The organism is Ruegeria sp. D4, assembly GCF_056534475.1.
Genome location: NZ_JBQFPJ010000005.1, coordinates 172677 through 190141, shown reverse-complemented (window position 1 = coordinate 190141; position 17465 = coordinate 172677). Strand labels below are relative to the sequence as shown.

The window sequence follows — 17465 nt, the reverse complement described above, 5'->3', positions numbered from 1 at the left end:
CGCGCCATGGCTGGTTCAGCCGACGCGGATTTCAAGACACGCCTTCAGAACTGGATTCCCAAGCTGGTCCTGTCCCCATCGATCGCGATGATGACGGTCTTTGTCTACGGTTTCATTCTGTTTTCGGTCTACCTGTCCTTTACTGACAGCCGCATTCTGCCGACCTTTGGTTGGGTCGGGTGGGAAAACTACGATAAGCTGTGGCGGCTCAGCCACTGGGAAACATCGCTGATCAATATGGGCATCTACGCCAGCCTGTATATCGTGATCTGCACCTGCCTCGGGCTGGGTTTGGCAATCTTCCTTGATCAGAAAATCCGCGGCGAGGGGCTGTTGCGCCCGATCTACCTGTATCCGATGGCGCTAAGTTTCATTGTCACGGGTACCGCCTGGAAATGGTTTCTTGACCCGGGTATAGGCCTTGAGAATGTGATGCACACCTGGGGTTGGACCAGCTTCGAGTTCGACTGGATCAAGAACCGGGATTACGCAATCTACACGGTTGTTCTGGCGGCCGTATGGCAGACCAGCGGTTTCGTGATGGCGATGTTTCTGGCCGGCCTGCGTGGGATCGACAATGAAATCCTTCGGGCCGCGCAGATGGATGGGGCCTCGAACTGGAACCTCTATCGCCGGATCATCATCCCGCAACTGCGCCCTGCATTCCTGTCAGCCTTCGTGATCCTCAGCCACCTGGCGATCAAGACCTTTGACCTTGTGATTGCGTTGACGGGAGGCGGACCGGGCCGTGCGACCGAACTGCCCGCGACCTTTATGTATTCCTACACCTTTACGCGGAACCAGATGGGGATCGGCGCGGCCTCGGCCACGATCATGCTGATGACCATCGCGGCGATCATGATCCCCTATCTTTATGCCGAATTGCGGGAGAAACGCTGATGTCCCAAGCAACTCAGGATACCGCAATCCGCACTGGCCGCGTCACGCGCACGTTGATCTATCTGGTGCTGCTGCTGTTCGGTCTGTTCTACCTGCTGCCGCTTTACGTCATGCTGGTAAACTCGGTGAAACCGCTAGAGGAGATCACCGGCGGTGGCATGATGAACCTGCCACAGGTGTTCACGATTGAGCCCTGGCTAAAGGCGTGGTCGTCGGCGCAGATCGGCGTCGATCCTACAGGGTTGAAACCCTACTTCTGGAATTCGATCAAGATGGTGGTTCCGGCGGTGATCGTCTCGACCATCCTCGGCGCGCTGAACGGCTATGTGCTGACCAAATGGCGCTTCAAGTATGACACCATTCTATTCGGGTTGATGCTGTTCGCCTGCTTCATCCCGTTCCAGATCGTGCTGATCCCGATGGCGCGGATGCTGGGTATCATCGGGCTGGCGGGCACGACTTGGGGTCTGGCACTGGTGCACGTGGTCTATGGGATTGGCTTCACCACGCTGTATTTCCGCAACTACTACGCCGTGTTCCCGACCGAGCTTATCCGGGCTGCCCAGATTGATGGGGCCGGGTTCTTCCAGATCTTCTGGCGCATCCTTCTGCCCAGTTCCGGGCCGATCGCAGTGGTGTCGATCATCTGGCAGTTCACCAACATCTGGAATGACTTCCTGTTCGGTGCATCCTTTGCCGATGCCAACAGCCAACCGATGACCGTTGCGCTGAACAACCTCGTGCAGTCTTCCACCGGTGTTAAGGAATACAACGTTCATTTTGCAGGCGCCATTCTGGCCGCCATGCCAACTCTGCTCGTCTACATCGTGGCCGGACGGTACTTCGTCCGCGGCCTGATGGCGGGTTCCGTGAAAGGATAAGGCCTCATGGGTTTTCTGGACATAGACAACGCGACCAAATCCTACGGAGCGGTCGAGGTTCTGCACAAAGTCGATATCTCGGTGCAGGAGGGTGAGTTCCTGGTGCTGGTCGGCCCGTCGGGCTGTGGCAAGTCGACCTTGCTGAACATGATCGCGGGGCTGGAAGAGATCACCAGCGGCGAAATCCGCATCAAAGATCAAGTTATGAACGGGGTGCACCCGTCGAACCGCAACATCGCCATGGTTTTCCAAAGCTATGCGCTTTACCCCAACATGACCGTGGGGCAGAACATCACATTCGGGCTTGAGATGCACGGGGTGCCCAAGCCTGAACGCGAAAAAGCGATGCAGGAAGTCTCAAAGCTGTTGCAGATTGAGCAATTGCTGGATCGTAAGCCCGGGCAGTTGTCGGGTGGTCAGCGTCAGCGGGTTGCAATGGGTCGCGCGCTGGTGCGAAACCCTGATGTCTTCCTGTTCGATGAGCCGCTCTCGAACCTTGATGCCAAGCTTCGGGTCGACATGCGAACCGAGATCAAGAAGCTGCATCAGAACCTCGGGACCACCATCGTCTACGTGACCCACGACCAGATCGAGGCGATGACGCTTTCAAGCCGCATCGCTGTGATGAACGGCGGCTACGTGCAGCAACTGGGCACGCCGCAGGAAATCTATGACACGCCCGCGAATATCTTCGTCGCGACGTTCATGGGCTCGCCCGCAATGAACGTGATGCCGGCCAAAGTATCAGTATTGAATGGTCGCCCTCATGCCGAGGTCGCCGTTCACGATGGATCTATGGCGCAACTTCAATTCAGTCAGGACAATCTGGCCGCTTGGGACGGTCGTGATATCCTGCTGGGCATCCGGCCTGAGACGATCACTGACATGGATGGTGCGGACAGAAAGTCGTCGAACATCGCGCAGATGACCAACCGTATCGTGGTGACGGAGCCTGCCGGATCGGACACCTTCGTCTCGATGCAATTGGGCGGCCGAGATGTGATCGCGCGTATGCGCTCGGATGCCGAGGTTGCACCGGGACAGGATTTCAACTTTGCGGTGAACATGGAAAAGGCAGTGGCCTTTGATCCGGAAAGCGAGATGCGGATCCTTCCATGAAAAGGGCTGACGTTATAATCATTGGGTCGGGTATCGGGGGGGCAACGCTGGCTGCGGCGTTGGCTCCGTCTGGCCGTCGTATTCTGATCCTTGAAAGGGGAGAGCGGTTGCAGCCCTCACCTCAGGATCGAGACCCAAGGGCGATCTTTGCCAATGGGCACTTCCGCCCCGATGAAACATGGCTGGATGGAGCAGGCAAGCCTTTCAACCCCGGAAACTACTACTGCGTTGGTGGCAATTCCAAGTTCTACGGCGCAGCTTTGATCCGCTATCGGAAAGAGGATTTTGCGCCGCGTCAGCACATGGGGGGTCATTCGCTCGGCTGGCCCATTTCCTACGAAGTGCTGGAGACGGATTACTCCACCGCAGAACAGCTTTACGACGCGCGTGGCACCACTAAAGAAGACCCCACCGAACCGCCGCACAGTAGGGGTTACCCGCACCCACCTGTGCCGGATGAGGTTGATATTGCAGACCTGAGAAACCGGCTAAGCCACGCAGGCCTGACGCCATCCTCAGTACCGTTGGGCGTGGATATCGATACCTGGTTGCAGGCCGGGCAAACGACTTGGGATGCGTTTCCCAATACATGCAGTGGCAAAATGGATGCCGAAACCTGTGCGATCGCCAAGGCAATGAAGCACGGGAATGTCGAACTGTTGACTGGTGCGCGTGTCCGAAAACTAACGGTTGGTGACGATGGTCGCGTTACGAGTGTCGAGGTTGACGGCCACGGTACCCTGCGCGCGCCGGTCATCGCGCTTGCAGCAGGCGCGGTTCAGTCCTCGGTCCTGTTGCTGCAGTCCGCGAATGACAATTGCCCAACCGGTCTTGCCAATCGGTCCGATCAAGTCGGGCGGAATTTTATGAACCACAATTGTTCGGCGGTGCTGGCCCTTCATCCGTTGCGTCGAAACAGAGCAGTCTATCAGAAAACGTTGATGTTTAACGATTATTACAACAGCGACGGGCAGGGTGGTTTGCCATTGGGCAATATTCAGATGCTGGGAAAGATCACCGGGCCGATCCTTTCGTCGCAATCTCACCTACCGGGGCCGATTGCAGCGCTAATCGCCGATCGCAGTTTTGATTTCTATGCCATGTCCGAGGACCTGCCGAACCCGGACAGCCGGGTTACGGTCGAAGGAGACCAGATCACACTGGACTGGAAACGCTCGAATTGGGCAGCGCACGAGGCCCTTGTCGCACGGTTAAAGGCGCATCTGAAACAGGCAGGGTTTCCTGTGATACTTTCTCGACCATTTGATCGGCGCACACCGTCGCATCAATGCGGCACGGCCCGGATGGGCAACGACCCGGACAGCAGTGTCGTCGACACGTTTTGCCGAAGCCACGACCACAAGAACCTATTCATTGTCGACGCTTCTGTCCTTCCGACGTCTGCTGCGGTTAACCCGGCCCTTACGATAGCCGCGCTGGCGCTCAGGGCGGGTCGTCACATTATTGAAACGGAGTTTTCCGTATGACCGGAACAGCATTGGTGACCGGAGGACAGCAGGGTATTGGCCTTGGGGTGGCCCGCGCTTTGATTGCGGCGGGGTACAGGGTCGCGGTGGCCTCTAGATCGGCACCTGAAAAACCGGCTGTGCAGGCGGCTTTGGCCGAGCTTGGCCCAAACGCGATTTATGTGCAGCACGACGTGTCTGACATTGATCACGTACCGGTGTTGCTGGACCAGATCGAAGCCGAGTTGGGGCCGATCACAGCCCTGATCAACAATGCTGGTGTCGGGGCACCGGTACGTGGCGACATGCTGGATCTGACGCCTGAAAACTGGGACTTCGTGCAAAATATCAACCTGCGCGGCGCGTTCTTTCTGGCGCAGGATGTGGCCCGGCGCATGTTGGAGCAGCCGCAAGCCACCTATCGTTCGATAACCTTTGTAACCTCAGTCAGTGCCACGATGGTGTCGATTGAACGGGCCGAGTACTGCGTGTCCAAAGCGGCCGCGGCGATGATGGCCCAGCTATTCGCGGTGCGCATGGCCCCCCATGGCATCGGCGTTTTTGAACTGCGACCGGGCATCATCGCGACTGAGATGACGGCGGGCGTGCGCGACAAGTACACCGACCGTATCGAAGGCGGTCTTGTTCCCGCAGCACGCTGGGGTAAGCCCGAGGACATCGGGGCCGTCGTTGTCCCGCTGGTTCAGGGGCAGATGCATTTTGCCAACGGCGCCGCCATCCCGGTGGACGGCGGTCTGTCGATCTCACGTCTTTAACGCAGGGCACATCAGAATGTCTGAAGGATTTGATTTCATTGTTGCCGGAGGCGGCTCGGCAGGTTCGGTTATCGCCGCGCGCCTTTCCGAAGAACCGTCGGCGAAAGTGCTGTTGTTAGAGGCCGGCTCAACCGACCGCCACCCGTTCTTTCACCTGCCCGCCGGGTTTGCAAAAATGACCAAGGGCATCGGCAGCTGGGGTTGGTCCACGGTTCCGCAAAAGCATATGCAGAACAAGGTTTTCACCTACACGCAGGCCAAGGTGATTGGCGGCGGGTCGGCAATTAACGCGCAGATCTACACACGAGGCGCGGCGCAGGACTACGATGACTGGCGACAGATGGGGTGCGAGGGGTGGAGCTATGCTGACGTGCTGCCCTATTTCAAAAAGTCCGAAGACAATGACACTTATGAAGACGAATTCCACGGCAAGGGCGGACCGCTGGGCGTGTCCATGCCCGCAGCACCTCTGCCAATCTGCGACGCCTATATTAAGGCCGCCGGGGAATTGGGGATTCCTGAAACACGCGATGTGAATGGCGCGAAACAGGATGGCGCGGGGTACTATCAGTTGACCCAGCGCAACGCGCGGCGCTCATCTACCGCGATGGCGTTTATTGCGCCCAACCGCAGCCGCCCGAACCTGACGGTGCGCACCGGCGCACAAGTCCGCCGCATCATTGTGGACAAGGGCAGGGCGACTGGAGTCGAGATGGTGAACGGGGACAAGATCTCCGCCGCGAAAGAAGTCATTCTTTCCTCGGGTGCCATCGGTTCACCGCGCTTGTTGCAACTATCGGGCATTGGGCCAGCGGATCATTTGGACAGTCTTGGTATCGACGCGGTTTATCATCAACCTCAGGTCGGCGCGAACCTGCAAGACCATTTGGACTTGTACTCGATCTGCGAAGTGACCGGCCCGCACACCTACGACCGTTACGCTAAGCTGCACCTTTCAGCCTTCGCAGGCCTGCAATATCTTTTCACCCGCAAGGGACCGGTCGCGTCCAGTCTGTTTGAAACGGGTGGGTTCTGGTACGCCGATCCGGATGCGCGCTCACCTGACCTTCAAATGCATCTGGGGCTTGGCACCGGAATCGAGGCAGGGGTCGAGGCGATGCCCAATGGTGGAGTTACCCTGAACGCCTGTTTCCTGCGCCCAAGGTCACGCGGAACCGTCCGGTTGCAAAGCTCAGACCCCGCGGTCATGCCGCTGATCGATCCCAACTATCTGGCGGATTCTTATGATCGCGAGATGTCCATTCGGGGTCTAAAGCTGGTGCAGAACATCCTCGCACAGGATGCGCTGAAGCCGTACATCTTGGCCGAACGCTTGCCGGGTCCGGATGTGAAGACCAAGCAGGAGTATTTCGACTTTATCTGCGTACATTCCAAAACCTCGCACCACTGCGCTGGAACCTGCCGAATGGGCAGTGATGCCGAAGCGGTGCTGGATCCGCGTCTGCGCTTCAACGGGATCGAAAGGCTGCGCGTCGCGGACGCGTCGATCATGCCGACGGTCAATTCATCGAATACCAACGCACCGACAATTATGATCGGCGAAAAGGCTGCTGACATGATCAAAAAAGATCAAGGCTTCTGAAAATGATCCGCCACATCGTACTGACCAAATTTCGCCCCGACGTGACCGAAAAGACCATCGGAGTCATCTACAAGGGCCTCGCAGCAGTATCTGAGGCCCTTCCCGGCGCCAGCGGGTTCACCGGGGGGCGCAGTAAAAGTCCCGAGCAGATCGAACGCGGATACATGCATGGGTTCGTAATCGATTTCGACGATTGGGCGGCGCTGGAGACGTATCAGAACAACGAAAAACACAAGGCGTTGGGCGCGCAACTTGTCGAGAACGCCGTAGGCGGTATCGACGGTATTCTGGTTCTGGATTTGGAGGTTTGAAACAATGAAACTGATTTTGCCAAATCCCGAAGGGAAGCTTGAACCCTATGCGCTGACTGGGACGCCATTGGTGCCGCGTGCGCCGCAAGTGCCTCTGACGCGGACGGCCTTTGCAGCAGCGCATGTGGTTTCAGACCCGCTGGCAGAACGTAGCCCTTGGGATGGACGCCCGGCCGTTGACTGGGACGCGACCTTGAGTTTTCGTCAGGGGCTTTGGGATCAGGGGTTGGGCCTGGCCGAGGCGATGGATACCGCGCAACGGGGTATGGGGGTCGATTGGGAGACCGCGTTGGAATTGATCCAACGCACGATGAAGGCTGCGCAGGCACACCCGTTGTCGCCTCGGGTGGCTTGTGGGGCAGGGACCGATCACTTGCCGCTGAGCGCGTTGAACACAGCGGGTGAAATCCTGTCAGCCTACGAGCATCAGGCCGAGGCGATTGAAGCCGTCGGAGGGCAATTGATCCTTATGGCGTCACGCGCCTTCCCAGCTATCGATGCGGGTCCGGACACCTACCATGATGTTTATCGCACGCTGATCGATGGGGCTGCGGTACCCATAATTCTCCATTGGTTGGGGGACATGTTCGATCCTGCGCTCAAGGGCTATTGGGGCAGTGCGGATGTTGATACGGCCAGTGATTTTGTGCTGTCCTTGATCAAGGAAAACCCTGCCAAAGTTGACGGAATCAAGATCTCTTTGCTGGACCAAGCGCACGAAGAAGCCTTCCGCGCTCGGCTGCCGGAAGGTGTACGCCTTTATACCGGGGACGATTTTAACTATGCGGACCTAATTGTCGGGGATGGAACACATTTTTCCCATGCTCTTCTTGGGATTTTCGCTGCTATCGCTCCAGCCGCCAGCCAAGCGCTTGAGGCGCTTGCGATGAATGACATGGATCGCTACAGTGCTCTGTTCGCGCCGACGGTGCCACTCAGCCGTGAGATTTTCCGCGCACCAACCCGGTTCTACAAGGCCGGTATTACGTACTTGGCGTGGCTGAACGGGTCGCAGTCCCATTTCATCATGCCGGGTGGCTTCCAATCCAGCCGCGACATCTGCCACTACGCGCAGGTCTTCAGGCTGGCGGATCAGGCCGGTTTGCTCTCGGACCCGGAACTGGCTAAAGCACGGATGACCACGCTTCTCAACCTGCATGGAGTTGAACAATAGCCTAAATGCGCAGACCCACGATCATAGATGTCGCCAACTCGGCGGGCGTTTCCAAGTCGACGGTCAGCCTTGTTTTGCAGGGCAGTCAGCAGGTGAAGCCAGAGACACGCAAGCTGGTTCATGCCGCCATGAAAGAGATTGGGTATGTCTACAACCGGTCGGCGGCAAATCTGCGATCCACGGGAACGGCGCTCATAGGCTTGGTTATCAACGACCTGAACAACCCATTTTTTACTGAGTTTGCGACTTCCTTGCAGATGGCACTGGGGTCCCGAGGCTATGCGGTTGTTGTGGCTAATACAAACGAAGACCCCGAGCTTCAGGATCAGGTGGTGGGCGCGATGCTGGAGCATGGGGTTTCCGCCTTGATCCTATCGCCTGCTTATGGCGATGTCTCAAACACCCTGTCCGCGGTCGAGCGAGCTGGCATCCCTTTGATGCAAGTCTTGCGACAGGTTGAAAGCGAAACGGGCAGATTTCCCTTTATCGCCCCTGACTACGCAGAAGGAGGACGCGCGGCAACGCAGTACCTGATCGAAACGGGCGCGCGGAACATCGCCTTCATCGGTGGTCTGGATGGCGCCGAAGTCACTCAGGAAAGACTGTCCGGCTATATCAGAGCAATGAAAGACAACCACTTGCAGCCTGTTGTTAAAACAGGGGAATCCAGCCGATCATTTGGACATAAGGCAACAGTCAGCCTCTTCAAGGAGCAACCGGCGTGCGATGCCGCAGTTTGTTTCAATGATCTTGTTGCTTTTGGGATGATTAATGCCTGCCATGAAGCTCAGGTAAAGATTGGCACGGAGTTTCAGATTGTCGGTTTCGACGACATCAAGGAAGCATCAGAATGCTGGCCAGCTTTGTCTACAGTACGTTGCGGCGTATCCGAGTTTGGAGAAAAAGTCGCGGACACTGTTTTGCTGTGGCTGCAGGATGGAGTCGCGCCAGCGCGGCACACACGCACTTCAACGCGCTTGGTTTTGCGGCAAACCACGAAAGACACAGTATAGCATAAGGTTATACCGGCCCTTGTCGAGAAGCTCCTAGCGTCTTGTCAGAATAACTTGGGTTGAGGCGGGCAGGGTGCTTTCGTAGCTTTCGCGCATGATTAAACAGTCGCCATTCAATTACTTCAAGACGAGCCCAGAGGTCATTCGTTTGGCTGTAATGCTATACGTTCGGTTCTCATTGCCGCTTCAAAACGTGAAAGATCTAGTGCGTGTACAGGGAATTGAGGTAAGCCACGAAACCGTCCGATTTTAGTGGAACAAGTTCGGCCCGATGTTTGCCTCCGAGACCAGGCAAGAGCGAGCCCAGCAACTGCTCGCATTCTCGAAACCGAAGCAGCACATGGATGAGGTTTTTTTGAAGGTGAATGGCAAGAGACACAACCTTTGGCGGGCCGTTTATCACGAAGGCAAGGTGCTGAAAGCCGCTGTCACCAAACGCCGAAACAAAGCTGCAGCATTGAAAGTCCTCAAGAAGTTATTGAAGCGCCATAGTTGTGTCGATGAGATCGTGACCGACTGTTTTGCACCCTGTAAGGCCGCGCTCAGAAAATTGGGTGCTCTCAAAAACAAAGGACGGCAGGTGGCCCAACAACTGCGTCGAGAAATCACTTCTCCCGTTTCAACGACGCGAACGCGCCATGCAACGTTTCAGGCGCATGCGAAGCTTACAGAAATGCGCCTCCGTCCACTCCTGCATCTATAACCACTTCAACCCGGAAAAATCGCTAGCCAGCCGTGACACCTTCATGCTGACGCGCGCCGCCGCTCTGGCCGAGTGGCGCGAAATTGGCGCGAGATAAAAGACAGTGTCACCGGCTTATCAGAGACACGTTCGAATTCGTCTGACAGCTCCGCCACCAGAACAGGTTATAACTCGGAACTGCTCTGCGAATCCTTCTTATTGTTTTGTTTGCTCTGGGGGTGGGGTCTTTCTTAGCCTCTATCGATGATTTGGAAGTCACCATTCATGTGCCTCAACGCCGGTCCCAAGATCGTTCGGCTTCGCGTCATATCAAACGGCCCTCTGAGTACTCGGTGCGCAGGAAAAGCAAAAAGAAGGATCCCTTCGACCAAAACGTGAAGCAGAGTCTGGTCAGCGCATGACAAATGGGTCCGACATTGGCTGGTCTGACGTATTCAGCCAGACAGTTTTGGTCCGGGTATAGTCGTGAATAGCCTCGACGCCCGCCTCCCTGCCATAACCGGATTGATTATAGCCACCGAAGGGCGCGATTGGGGATACGGCGCGGTAGGTGTTGATCCAGCAGATTCCCGATTTCAATCGCGATGACACACGATGGGCACGGGCGACATTTTCGGTGAAAACGCCGGACCCAAGCCCAAACTGCGAGTCGTTGGCCAATGCGATGGCTTCATCTTCCGTTTCGAAAGGCAAAAGGGACATCACAGGACCGAACATTTCGACCTTCAGGGTCTCTGTCTCGGCGCTTGTGCATTCAACCAGCGTCGGGGCCATGTAGTTTCCTGGCCGGTCCAGTGGCGTACCACCAAAACGGATGCGCGCGCCTTGTTCTGTGGCCTTTGCCAAAGTCGCCTGAATTCTGGCAATCTGGGCGTCGGTACAAAGCGGGCCGATATGGGTGGCTTGTTCCAAAGGATCCCCGATAACGACGCCCTTCATCTTCTCTTCGATCTTTTCGGCCAGGGTATCCAGCACCGGACGATGTATCAGCCCGCGTGACCCAGCCACGCAGCTTTGGCCTGAGGCACCAAAGTTTCCTGCAATCAGGCCGTTTGCAGCGCCATCCAGGTTGGCATCATCAAAAACTATGATCGGAGACTTGCCGCCCAATTCCAACGTGGTTACCGCAAAGTTTTCAGCCGAGTTGCGCACCACGTGGCGTGCTGTCTGCGGTCCGCCAGTGAACGCGATCCGGTCGACCTCGGGATGCCGGGTGAGGGGAATCGAACAATTCTCGGCATCGCCTGTTATGACGGAAACAACACCGGGCGGAAAACCCGCGTCATCGATCAGCCGCGCAAACTCCAGCATCGGAGCGGGTGCAATTTCTGATGCTTTCAGAACGACCGAACACCCTGCCGCAAGAGCCGGTCCAAGCTTGGTTGCGGTAAGGAACATCTGTGCATTCCAGGGCACGATCGCGACCACTACGCCAATGGGTTCGCGCCTGGTAAAGACATGCATATCCGGTTTGTCGATCGGCAGGACCGCACCTTCGATCTTGTCTGCGAGCCCTGCATAGTATCGATAATAATCACCGACATAGGCTGTCTGGCTTGCGGTTTCGGCCAGTAGCTTTCCGCTGTCCTTTGTCTCGAGCTCGCCCAGGAGTTTGGCGTTCTGTTCGATCAGGTCCGCAAGCCTGTACAGGAGTTTGCCGCGTGCGGTTTGCGTCATGTCGCGCCACGTCGGGTCATCAAGGGACCGGCGCGCCGCAGAAACGGCGCGGCCCACGTCATCTTCAGAAGCGCAGGCGAAACTGGACCATTCCTCACCCGTCGCGGGGTTTTGCGAACTCATCACCTGTCCGCGCGATCCTTCGGTCCATTCGCCGTCAATATAGAGTTGAAAGTGTGGTTTCTGGTTCATGATCGAGCCTCACTGAAACTTTGGCATTACGTCGTCGATGAAACGCGCCAGCGACGCGCGCTTGCGCTCGAAGCTCATGCCGCTGTCGATCCAGTACGAATACTCATCATAGCCAAGGTCTTCGTAGCGTTTCAGACGGTCCGTGACCCCATCCGCAGTACCGACGGTCAGATCACGAGCCAGGTTTTCCGGGGCCATCATAGCATTGGCCGCCATCTCTTCGTCCGTCAATTCCTGGATCAAGCCCTGTTGGACTGGCCGCTTGTTTTGGAACCAGGCCCCGAAGTAATTGTAGAAGCGGGATAAATCCTTTGCGGCCTGACCCAGGTCAGCATCATCGCGGCCAACATAGGTGTGGTGCAACAGCATGATTTTGGGGCGCGGGCCTTCGTAATTTGTGCAGGCGTCTTCAAAGCGACCCATCAGCGTTTCTATTTCCTCCATGCCCTGCCACAGCGGCGTAACCTGGATGTTAAAGCCGTTCTGTACGCCGAACTCATGGCTGTTTGGATCCCGCGCCGCGATCCAGATGGGCGGCCCGCCGGGTTGTACGGGCTTGGGGGCCGAGGTGGTGGCCGGGAATTGAAAGAACACTCCGTCATGCGCACAGTCACCGTCCCAAAGCTTGGGCAGGAGGGGGGCGATTTCGCGCATACGCTGGCCGGCTTCCCACGCATCCATGCCGGGCATCATCCGTTCATACTCGTAGGAATAGGCACCGCGCGCGATGCCCAGCTCAATTCGACCGCCCGTCATAAGGTCGGCCGCTGCCGCTTCGCCGGCCAGCTTGATCGGATGCCAGAATGGCGCAATCACTGTACCGGTGCCAAGCCGCACGTTTTTGGTGTGATGTGCAATATCCACCAGTGACATCAGCGGGTTGGGCGCGATGGTGAAGTCCATGCCATGGTGCTCGCCAGTCCAGACAGCGCGCATTCCGGCCTCATCGGCCATCTTGCACAGCTCAATGAATTCTTCATACAGCTTCTCATGGGGCTGATCGGGGCTCAGCCGCTCCATGTGTGCAAATAGAGAAAACTCCATCATTCAGGTCCTTTCCGAGAGGCTGTGCGTGTCGCCCTGCTGCGCGTTGCCCAGATAAAGTGAGAAGTCGCGGGTTCGGCTTTCCAGTGCATAACGAGACATCATGGTGGCGATTGGAGGCGTCGCGTAAGAAAGGGTCGCCAAATCCTTGATTGCGACCGCCTCGAGATTGCCGTGCCGTGGAAGTTCCGCCGCATTGGCAAGTATGTAGACATGGTGCGTCGTGGCATCGTCATAGACCGAGTAGGCAACGCCCAGACGCGCGTCTATTCCACGAGCGTGCAGGTCTTGCCGAAGGCCGTTTCGCAATTGGCTCCGGTCTGAAAGCGTGACCTGGGGCGGTCTGAAACCAGCATCGTTTTTCTCCAGCAACATATGCCCTTCATGTTCGATGATTGCGCCGCAGACGACCTTTCGCCCTGTGGGTTCAAGCGCACCGCGTTCCAGACCGAGACTGAAATACCGTCCGTTCGCAAAGCCAAGCGCTGGGGTTTCGTTGTGGGAATACGCCTCGACCTGCCCGATCAAAACGCAATGGTCGCCTGCCTCGACCACCTGATGGGTCCGGCAGGAGAACGTCGCGACCGCGCCGTCGATCAGTGGAATGCCGCGCGCGTCGAGGGTGTGGCCAGCTTTGGCAAATCGATCACCTTTGAACCCGGCGAATGTGTTGGACACTTCTTCCTGCCCTTCGGCCAGAATATTCACCGCAAAATAGTTGCATGCTGAGAACTCGTCGTATGAAGACAGGCTTTTGCCGGGGCAGACCAAGATTAGCGGCGGGCCAAGCGAAACCGATGTGAAGGAATTTGCCGTGAAGCCCACGGCAGCGCCAGAGGCATTTCGTGTGGTAACGACTGTCACGCCGGTCATGAAGCTGCCAAAAGCGCGCCGGAGGTCACTGGGGTCGAGTTTGGTCATGGTTGCACCTCGCTCAGAAAGCTGGAAATGGCGGCGTTGACCTGAATTGCATGTGTCATCGGCATCATATGTGCCGCACCGTCAATGACCTGCGCCCGCCCGTTCGGTGTGGCATCTGCCATGTTTCGGGACATGTCGGGGGTGGAGTTCGGCTCCAGACTGCCGGTCAGAAAAAGCGCTGGGCAGGCAAGTTTCACCAACTCGTCGCGCCGCGGACTTTGGCTTTGGGCAAAAACCGTATAGGCCAACTTGTAGGCTGCTGGATCCATGGCCATCAGCCATTCACGACAGGCATCGCGTTCAGGTGAGGCGGCATCGCCGAACCACCGGCGCAACGTGCCCGTCGGATCGGCCTGTGTTTCGCCGTCCAGTTCCGAGGCCCGATCCTGTACCGCCTGCGCTGCTTTTGCACTGCGTTCAAAAATGGCATTCAATGCCACGACGCCACGGACCTGATCCGGTGCTTTGGCGGCAAGTTCCAGCGCGATCATGGCGCCCATCGAGTGGCCGACCAAAACGACCGGCCCATTCAGACAACCCAGAACACTCAATGCCGCATGGATGTAGTCCGACAGCTCGCCGCCTGAATCACCAAGCGGGCTTTCTCCGTGACCGGGCATGTCCGGAGCGGTCAGGCGGCTCGCAGAGGCAAGTGCGTCCAACTGAGCGCCCCAGGCTTCAGCCCGCAAGCCAACGCCATGCAGCAACAGAACGTCCGGTCCTGAGCCAGCTTGAATTGCGGCCAACCCGCCGATCTCAGACCGCGGCCGGGTTGTCCACGTCATGGCCCAAGTCCTTAAGGTCCTGATAACGGTCGCCGATGCGGTGATGCGGTCTGCCCGAGGTTGCCGCGCCCAGTACAACGACAATCTCGTCGTCGCGTGGCGCGTCCGGGATCGAGAATTGAATGGTCAGGTAGTGAGAACGCCGACCGGCATCGTTCTTGTCCATCAATGGCACCATGATCGGCGCATTCGCCGGGCCACGTGTGTTTGTAAACGCCAGATAGGATTTAGCGGCAACCGCCTGCCGGTAATGATTGCCGAACCGCAGAGTATGAATAAGGCCCGAAGCATTCTCGACCTCGCCATTCAGCCCGACGACGGCTGCCTTGCCATAAGCTTCGATTGCGTCACCACTCCCGGCCAATGCAATCATGCGGTCTGTCATCATCTTGCCAAGAACGGGGCCATAGGCCTGAATTTCAGGTTTAAGGTCTTCGACGTACCGACCGGCCCATGGATTGGTGACTATTGCGGCCACGGCAAACATGCGCCACGGGGTTTCCACGGGGCGAAACCCTTCGACAAGAACCTCCTCGTCGTAGGTTACAATCTTGCGTATCTCTGGCTGCATCTTAACCCTCCTGTCGCGCTGGCAGAGGTTAGAAATGGCCGTGGATTTTGACAAATGATTGAATTATGTGCTTTTACATTAAAAAGACTAATGGCCAGCTTGACCAATGGGGAAATCACTTCCGCCTCTGACCTGGTTCCGATCCTTTGAGGCTGCGGCTCGCACCCTGAGCTTTACGGCGGCGGCGGAAGAAATCGGGCTGACGCAATCGGCAGTTAGTCAGCAGGTAAAATCTCTTGAGATGCGATTGGGGACCGCACTTTTTGTCCGGCATCCGCGCAGTCTGGCCCTGACAGATGCCGGGCGAAAACTGTTGCCCGAAGTTGGCAGCGCGCTTGAAGTCCTGGCCGCTGCCGCCGGAAGGGCCGATGCCAGCGCACCAGGCGATGTTTTGACGGTGGCGACATCTGTCAGCATCGCACAATGGGTCATCGCCCCGCATCTTTCGGACTTCGCCACGCGCCATCCCGACATTAGCGTGCGGCTGTTAAGTGCAATCTGGCCTGACGATTTTCACGCGTCCCAGGCTGACGTTCAGGTCCGGTTTGGGTCAGAAAAACAAGTGGGGCAGGGGTCCGAGCGCTTAAGGCCGGACGGCCTGGTTGCATTCAAGGCGCCGACACTTGCCGGAGACCCGTTTGACCTTCCCCTGATTGAGGCAGTCGGTACGTCAAGCGGTTGGAATACATGGTTCGAAAAGCAGGACGTGCGGCGTCAGCCAACCGTTTTTGTCGATACATTCGGCATGGCGCTTCAACTGGCCGTTCATGGCAGCGGGGTCGCTCTGGTCAGCGAATTGCTGGCGAAACACGCGATTGCGTCCGGTTTGGTCGAACGCGCGCATAGCTGCTCTGTCGAATGCAACGAAGGATATTACCTTTCCGCCGATACCTCCAATCCCGCAGCCGTGTTGTTTCATGACTGGTTGCTTGAACAGATTAGCGATTGATCAGGCATCGACACTTAATAGTCCGTGCCGTTCTTAGGGTTTCACGAACATTTTTCGTGGTCGTTGGCACAAACACTCGGCTGGTCCGCTTTCCCCGATCAGGATCGACTCGGTAATCGCAAGACCCCAATCATCCATCCAAAGTCCCGGCATAAAATGAAACGTCATGCCAGCTTCGAGGATCGTATTGTCTTCGTCCCGCAGCGAAATCGTGCGTTCGCCCCAATCCGGAGGATAGCTGAGGCCGATGGGATAGCCGCAGCGAGCACCGCGTTCGATACCGGCGCGTTCGAGCGGTGCCGCCAGCGCCTTGGCGATGTCACTCGCGCGATTGCCGGGTCTTGCGGCCTCCAGACCCGCCTCCAGTCCTTCAACCAAAGCTTCCTCGGCTCTTTTGAGGTGATCAGGTGGCTGACCCAGAAATACCGATCGACAGAAAGGCGCGTGATAGCGGCGATAGCACCCTGAAAGCTCAAAGAACGTGCATTCACCCGACTTGAAAACATCACCATTCCAGGTCAGATGCGGCGCGGCGGCGTCAGATCCCGACGGCAGAAGTGGCACGATGGCGGCGTAGTCCCCCCAATCATCACCGACGCCGGTAATCGCATCATGATATATCTGCGCGACCAGTTCATTCTTGCGCAACCCGGGTTCAACGCGTTCAAGGACGCCGTCAGTAACAAACTCCGATATTCGGGCCGCCTTGCGCATCAGGGTGATTTCTTCGTCGGATTTCACGGCTCGTTGCCAGTTTACCAAAGCCGTTGCATCAATCACTGTTGCCTCAGGCAATTCGGACGTCAGCGCAATATGGGCTTTGGCCGAATAGTAGTAGTTGTCCAGTTCCACCCCAATTCGGCTAGCGCCATGCCCGCATTTGACAATCAGCTGCGCCAAATCCTGCATCGGATGCCGTGTGGTCGATTGCACGAAATGATCCGCGTATCCGAAAACCCGATCGTCCCCCATCCACACTGTGCGTAGCGCACCGTTTGTGTCCTGACGGCGTCCCCACCAGATCGGGTCCGCATCAAGAAAGATCAGGGCGCCCTGGTGAACGTAAAAAGACCAACCCTCGTACCCGGTGAGCCACCCGATGTTCGAGGGATCTTCGACAAACAGGCAGTCTATTCCTTTTGCGACCATCGCCTCTCGGGTCTTGGCAAGACGGCGATCATACTCGGCCTGACTGAAGGCTGGATCGGAATGGGTCATGGGCGTCTCCAGTTAGCAACAGACTTTGGTTGACAGAACCCTACCGATCGGCTCACGTCAACGAACCAAAATTGGGGGGGGCATGAAGACCGATATCAATCCACACCGATTGGACCGAAGAACTGCGCCAACTGTGCCGTATCGTTCCAACGTTTCGGCCTG

The 17465-nt window shown here is 57.2% G+C and carries 16 protein-coding genes and 1 pseudogene; 11 read left to right on the top strand and 6 right to left on the bottom strand.

All coding sequences use genetic code 11. From position 1 onward, the window contains the following. The first annotated feature begins 6 nt into the window (after positions 1-6). The 10 genes and pseudogenes from ACR0MI_RS10155 to ACR0MI_RS10110 all read left to right on the top strand — a co-directional run bounded on the left by ACR0MI_RS10155 (position 7) and on the right by ACR0MI_RS10110 (position 10043). Positions 7-900: a carbohydrate ABC transporter permease gene (locus tag ACR0MI_RS10155; RefSeq protein WP_170496900.1), complete on the top strand. Its 894-nt coding sequence runs from the start codon at positions 7-9 to the stop codon at positions 898-900. Beyond that, positions 900-1781: a carbohydrate ABC transporter permease gene (locus ACR0MI_RS10150; protein WP_068340098.1), complete on the top strand. Its 882-nt coding sequence runs from the start codon at positions 900-902 to the stop codon at positions 1779-1781. The genes ACR0MI_RS10155 and ACR0MI_RS10150 overlap by 1 nt, the downstream gene beginning before the upstream one ends. Before the next feature lie 6 nt (positions 1782-1787). Further along, positions 1788-2900 carry a sn-glycerol-3-phosphate ABC transporter ATP-binding protein UgpC gene (locus ACR0MI_RS10145; protein WP_170816696.1) on the top strand — a complete coding sequence of 371 codons (1113 nt, stop codon included), beginning with the start codon at positions 1788-1790 and terminating at the stop codon, positions 2898-2900. Further along, positions 2897-4387, top strand: a complete 1491-nt coding sequence (locus ACR0MI_RS10140; protein ID WP_170614508.1) for a GMC family oxidoreductase — start codon at positions 2897-2899, stop codon at positions 4385-4387. Before ACR0MI_RS10145 ends, ACR0MI_RS10140 begins: the two co-directional genes overlap by 4 nt. Further along, positions 4384-5142: a 3-ketoacyl-ACP reductase gene (locus ACR0MI_RS10135; RefSeq protein WP_170614509.1), complete on the top strand. Its 759-nt coding sequence runs from the start codon at positions 4384-4386 to the stop codon at positions 5140-5142. Before ACR0MI_RS10140 ends, ACR0MI_RS10135 begins: the two co-directional genes overlap by 4 nt. A gap of 16 nt (positions 5143-5158) precedes the next feature. After that, complete coding sequence (locus ACR0MI_RS10130; protein WP_170614510.1) at positions 5159-6745, top strand: GMC family oxidoreductase N-terminal domain-containing protein; 1587 nt, start codon at positions 5159-5161, stop codon at positions 6743-6745. Positions 6746-6747: 2 nt separating this feature from the next. Next, positions 6748-7056 (top strand): Dabb family protein, encoded by a 309-nt coding sequence (locus ACR0MI_RS10125; RefSeq protein WP_170614511.1) that lies wholly within the window; start codon positions 6748-6750, stop codon positions 7054-7056. 4 nt (positions 7057-7060) lie between these two features. After that, positions 7061-8230: a dihydrodipicolinate synthase family protein gene (locus ACR0MI_RS10120; protein WP_170614512.1), complete on the top strand. Its 1170-nt coding sequence runs from the start codon at positions 7061-7063 to the stop codon at positions 8228-8230. Between the two features lie 5 nt (positions 8231-8235). Next, positions 8236-9243: a LacI family DNA-binding transcriptional regulator gene (locus ACR0MI_RS10115; RefSeq protein ID WP_480854272.1), complete on the top strand. Its 1008-nt coding sequence runs from the start codon at positions 8236-8238 to the stop codon at positions 9241-9243. A gap of 94 nt (positions 9244-9337) precedes the next feature. After that, a pseudogene (locus ACR0MI_RS10110) lies at positions 9338-10043 on the top strand (IS6 family transposase). 293 nt (positions 10044-10336) lie between these two features. Here the strand turns inward: ACR0MI_RS10110 and ACR0MI_RS10105 are convergent. The 5 genes from ACR0MI_RS10105 to ACR0MI_RS10085 are packed head-to-tail and all read right to left on the bottom strand — an operon-like array spanning position 10337 to position 15136. Further along, positions 10337-11815 (bottom strand): aldehyde dehydrogenase, encoded by a 1479-nt coding sequence (locus ACR0MI_RS10105; protein ID WP_170614514.1) that lies wholly within the window; start codon positions 11813-11815, stop codon positions 10337-10339. A gap of 9 nt (positions 11816-11824) precedes the next feature. Further along, positions 11825-12859 carry an LLM class flavin-dependent oxidoreductase gene (locus tag ACR0MI_RS10100; protein WP_170614671.1) on the bottom strand — a complete coding sequence of 345 codons (1035 nt, stop codon included), beginning with the start codon at positions 12857-12859 and terminating at the stop codon, positions 11825-11827. Positions 12860-12862: 3 nt separating this feature from the next. Further along, the gene (locus ACR0MI_RS10095; RefSeq protein ID WP_170614515.1) at positions 12863-13780 is read right to left on the bottom strand and encodes a flavin reductase family protein; all 918 of its coding nucleotides are present in this window, start codon (positions 13778-13780) and stop codon (positions 12863-12865) included. Next, positions 13777-14565: an alpha/beta fold hydrolase gene (locus ACR0MI_RS10090; protein WP_170816698.1), complete on the bottom strand. Its 789-nt coding sequence runs from the start codon at positions 14563-14565 to the stop codon at positions 13777-13779. The genes ACR0MI_RS10095 and ACR0MI_RS10090 overlap by 4 nt, the downstream gene beginning before the upstream one ends. Next, positions 14537-15136, bottom strand: coding sequence for an amino acid synthesis family protein (locus ACR0MI_RS10085; protein ID WP_170816699.1), 600 nt, complete (start codon positions 15134-15136; stop codon positions 14537-14539). The genes ACR0MI_RS10090 and ACR0MI_RS10085 overlap by 29 nt, the downstream gene beginning before the upstream one ends. A 106-nt stretch (positions 15137-15242) precedes the next feature. Here ACR0MI_RS10085 and ACR0MI_RS10080 point away from each other — a divergent pair, with 106 nt between their 5' ends. Beyond that, a complete protein-coding gene (locus tag ACR0MI_RS10080) occupies positions 15243-16085 on the top strand; it encodes a LysR family transcriptional regulator (RefSeq protein WP_170614518.1) in 843 nt (280 codons plus the stop codon). 33 nt (positions 16086-16118) lie between these two features. On the opposite strand, the gene ACR0MI_RS10075 is transcribed toward ACR0MI_RS10080, so the two are convergent. Further along, positions 16119-17303, bottom strand: coding sequence for a M24 family metallopeptidase (locus ACR0MI_RS10075; RefSeq protein ID WP_170614519.1), 1185 nt, complete (start codon positions 17301-17303; stop codon positions 16119-16121). Positions 17304-17465 lie beyond the last annotated feature (162 nt).

What these genes read in the sequence shown, in the direction of transcription:
- ACR0MI_RS10135 (WP_170614509.1), top strand. Translation starts at nt 4,384, where the DNA reads ATGACCGGAACAGCATTGGTGACCGGAGGACAGCAGGGTATTGGCCTT.
- ACR0MI_RS10075 (WP_170614519.1), bottom strand. Translation starts at nt 17,303, where the DNA reads ATGACCCATTCCGATCCAGCCTTCAGTCAGGCCGAGTATGATCGCCGT.
- ACR0MI_RS10140 (WP_170614508.1), top strand. Translation starts at nt 2,897, where the DNA reads ATGAAAAGGGCTGACGTTATAATCATTGGGTCGGGTATCGGGGGGGCA.
- ACR0MI_RS10090 (WP_170816698.1), bottom strand. Translation starts at nt 14,565, where the DNA reads ATGACGTGGACAACCCGGCCGCGGTCTGAGATCGGCGGGTTGGCCGCA.
- ACR0MI_RS10085 (WP_170816699.1), bottom strand. Translation starts at nt 15,136, where the DNA reads ATGCAGCCAGAGATACGCAAGATTGTAACCTACGACGAGGAGGTTCTT.
- ACR0MI_RS10100 (WP_170614671.1), bottom strand. Translation starts at nt 12,859, where the DNA reads ATGGAGTTTTCTCTATTTGCACACATGGAGCGGCTGAGCCCCGATCAG.
- ACR0MI_RS10115 (WP_480854272.1), top strand. Translation starts at nt 8,236, where the DNA reads ATGCGCAGACCCACGATCATAGATGTCGCCAACTCGGCGGGCGTTTCC.
- ACR0MI_RS10155 (WP_170496900.1), top strand. Translation starts at nt 7, where the DNA reads ATGGCTGGTTCAGCCGACGCGGATTTCAAGACACGCCTTCAGAACTGG.
- ACR0MI_RS10095 (WP_170614515.1), bottom strand. Translation starts at nt 13,780, where the DNA reads ATGACCAAACTCGACCCCAGTGACCTCCGGCGCGCTTTTGGCAGCTTC.
- ACR0MI_RS10125 (WP_170614511.1), top strand. Translation starts at nt 6,748, where the DNA reads ATGATCCGCCACATCGTACTGACCAAATTTCGCCCCGACGTGACCGAA.
- ACR0MI_RS10150 (WP_068340098.1), top strand. Translation starts at nt 900, where the DNA reads ATGTCCCAAGCAACTCAGGATACCGCAATCCGCACTGGCCGCGTCACG.
- ACR0MI_RS10080 (WP_170614518.1), top strand. Translation starts at nt 15,243, where the DNA reads ATGGGGAAATCACTTCCGCCTCTGACCTGGTTCCGATCCTTTGAGGCT.
- ACR0MI_RS10105 (WP_170614514.1), bottom strand. Translation starts at nt 11,815, where the DNA reads ATGAACCAGAAACCACACTTTCAACTCTATATTGACGGCGAATGGACC.
- ACR0MI_RS10120 (WP_170614512.1), top strand. Translation starts at nt 7,061, where the DNA reads ATGAAACTGATTTTGCCAAATCCCGAAGGGAAGCTTGAACCCTATGCG.
- ACR0MI_RS10130 (WP_170614510.1), top strand. Translation starts at nt 5,159, where the DNA reads ATGTCTGAAGGATTTGATTTCATTGTTGCCGGAGGCGGCTCGGCAGGT.
- ACR0MI_RS10145 (WP_170816696.1), top strand. Translation starts at nt 1,788, where the DNA reads ATGGGTTTTCTGGACATAGACAACGCGACCAAATCCTACGGAGCGGTC.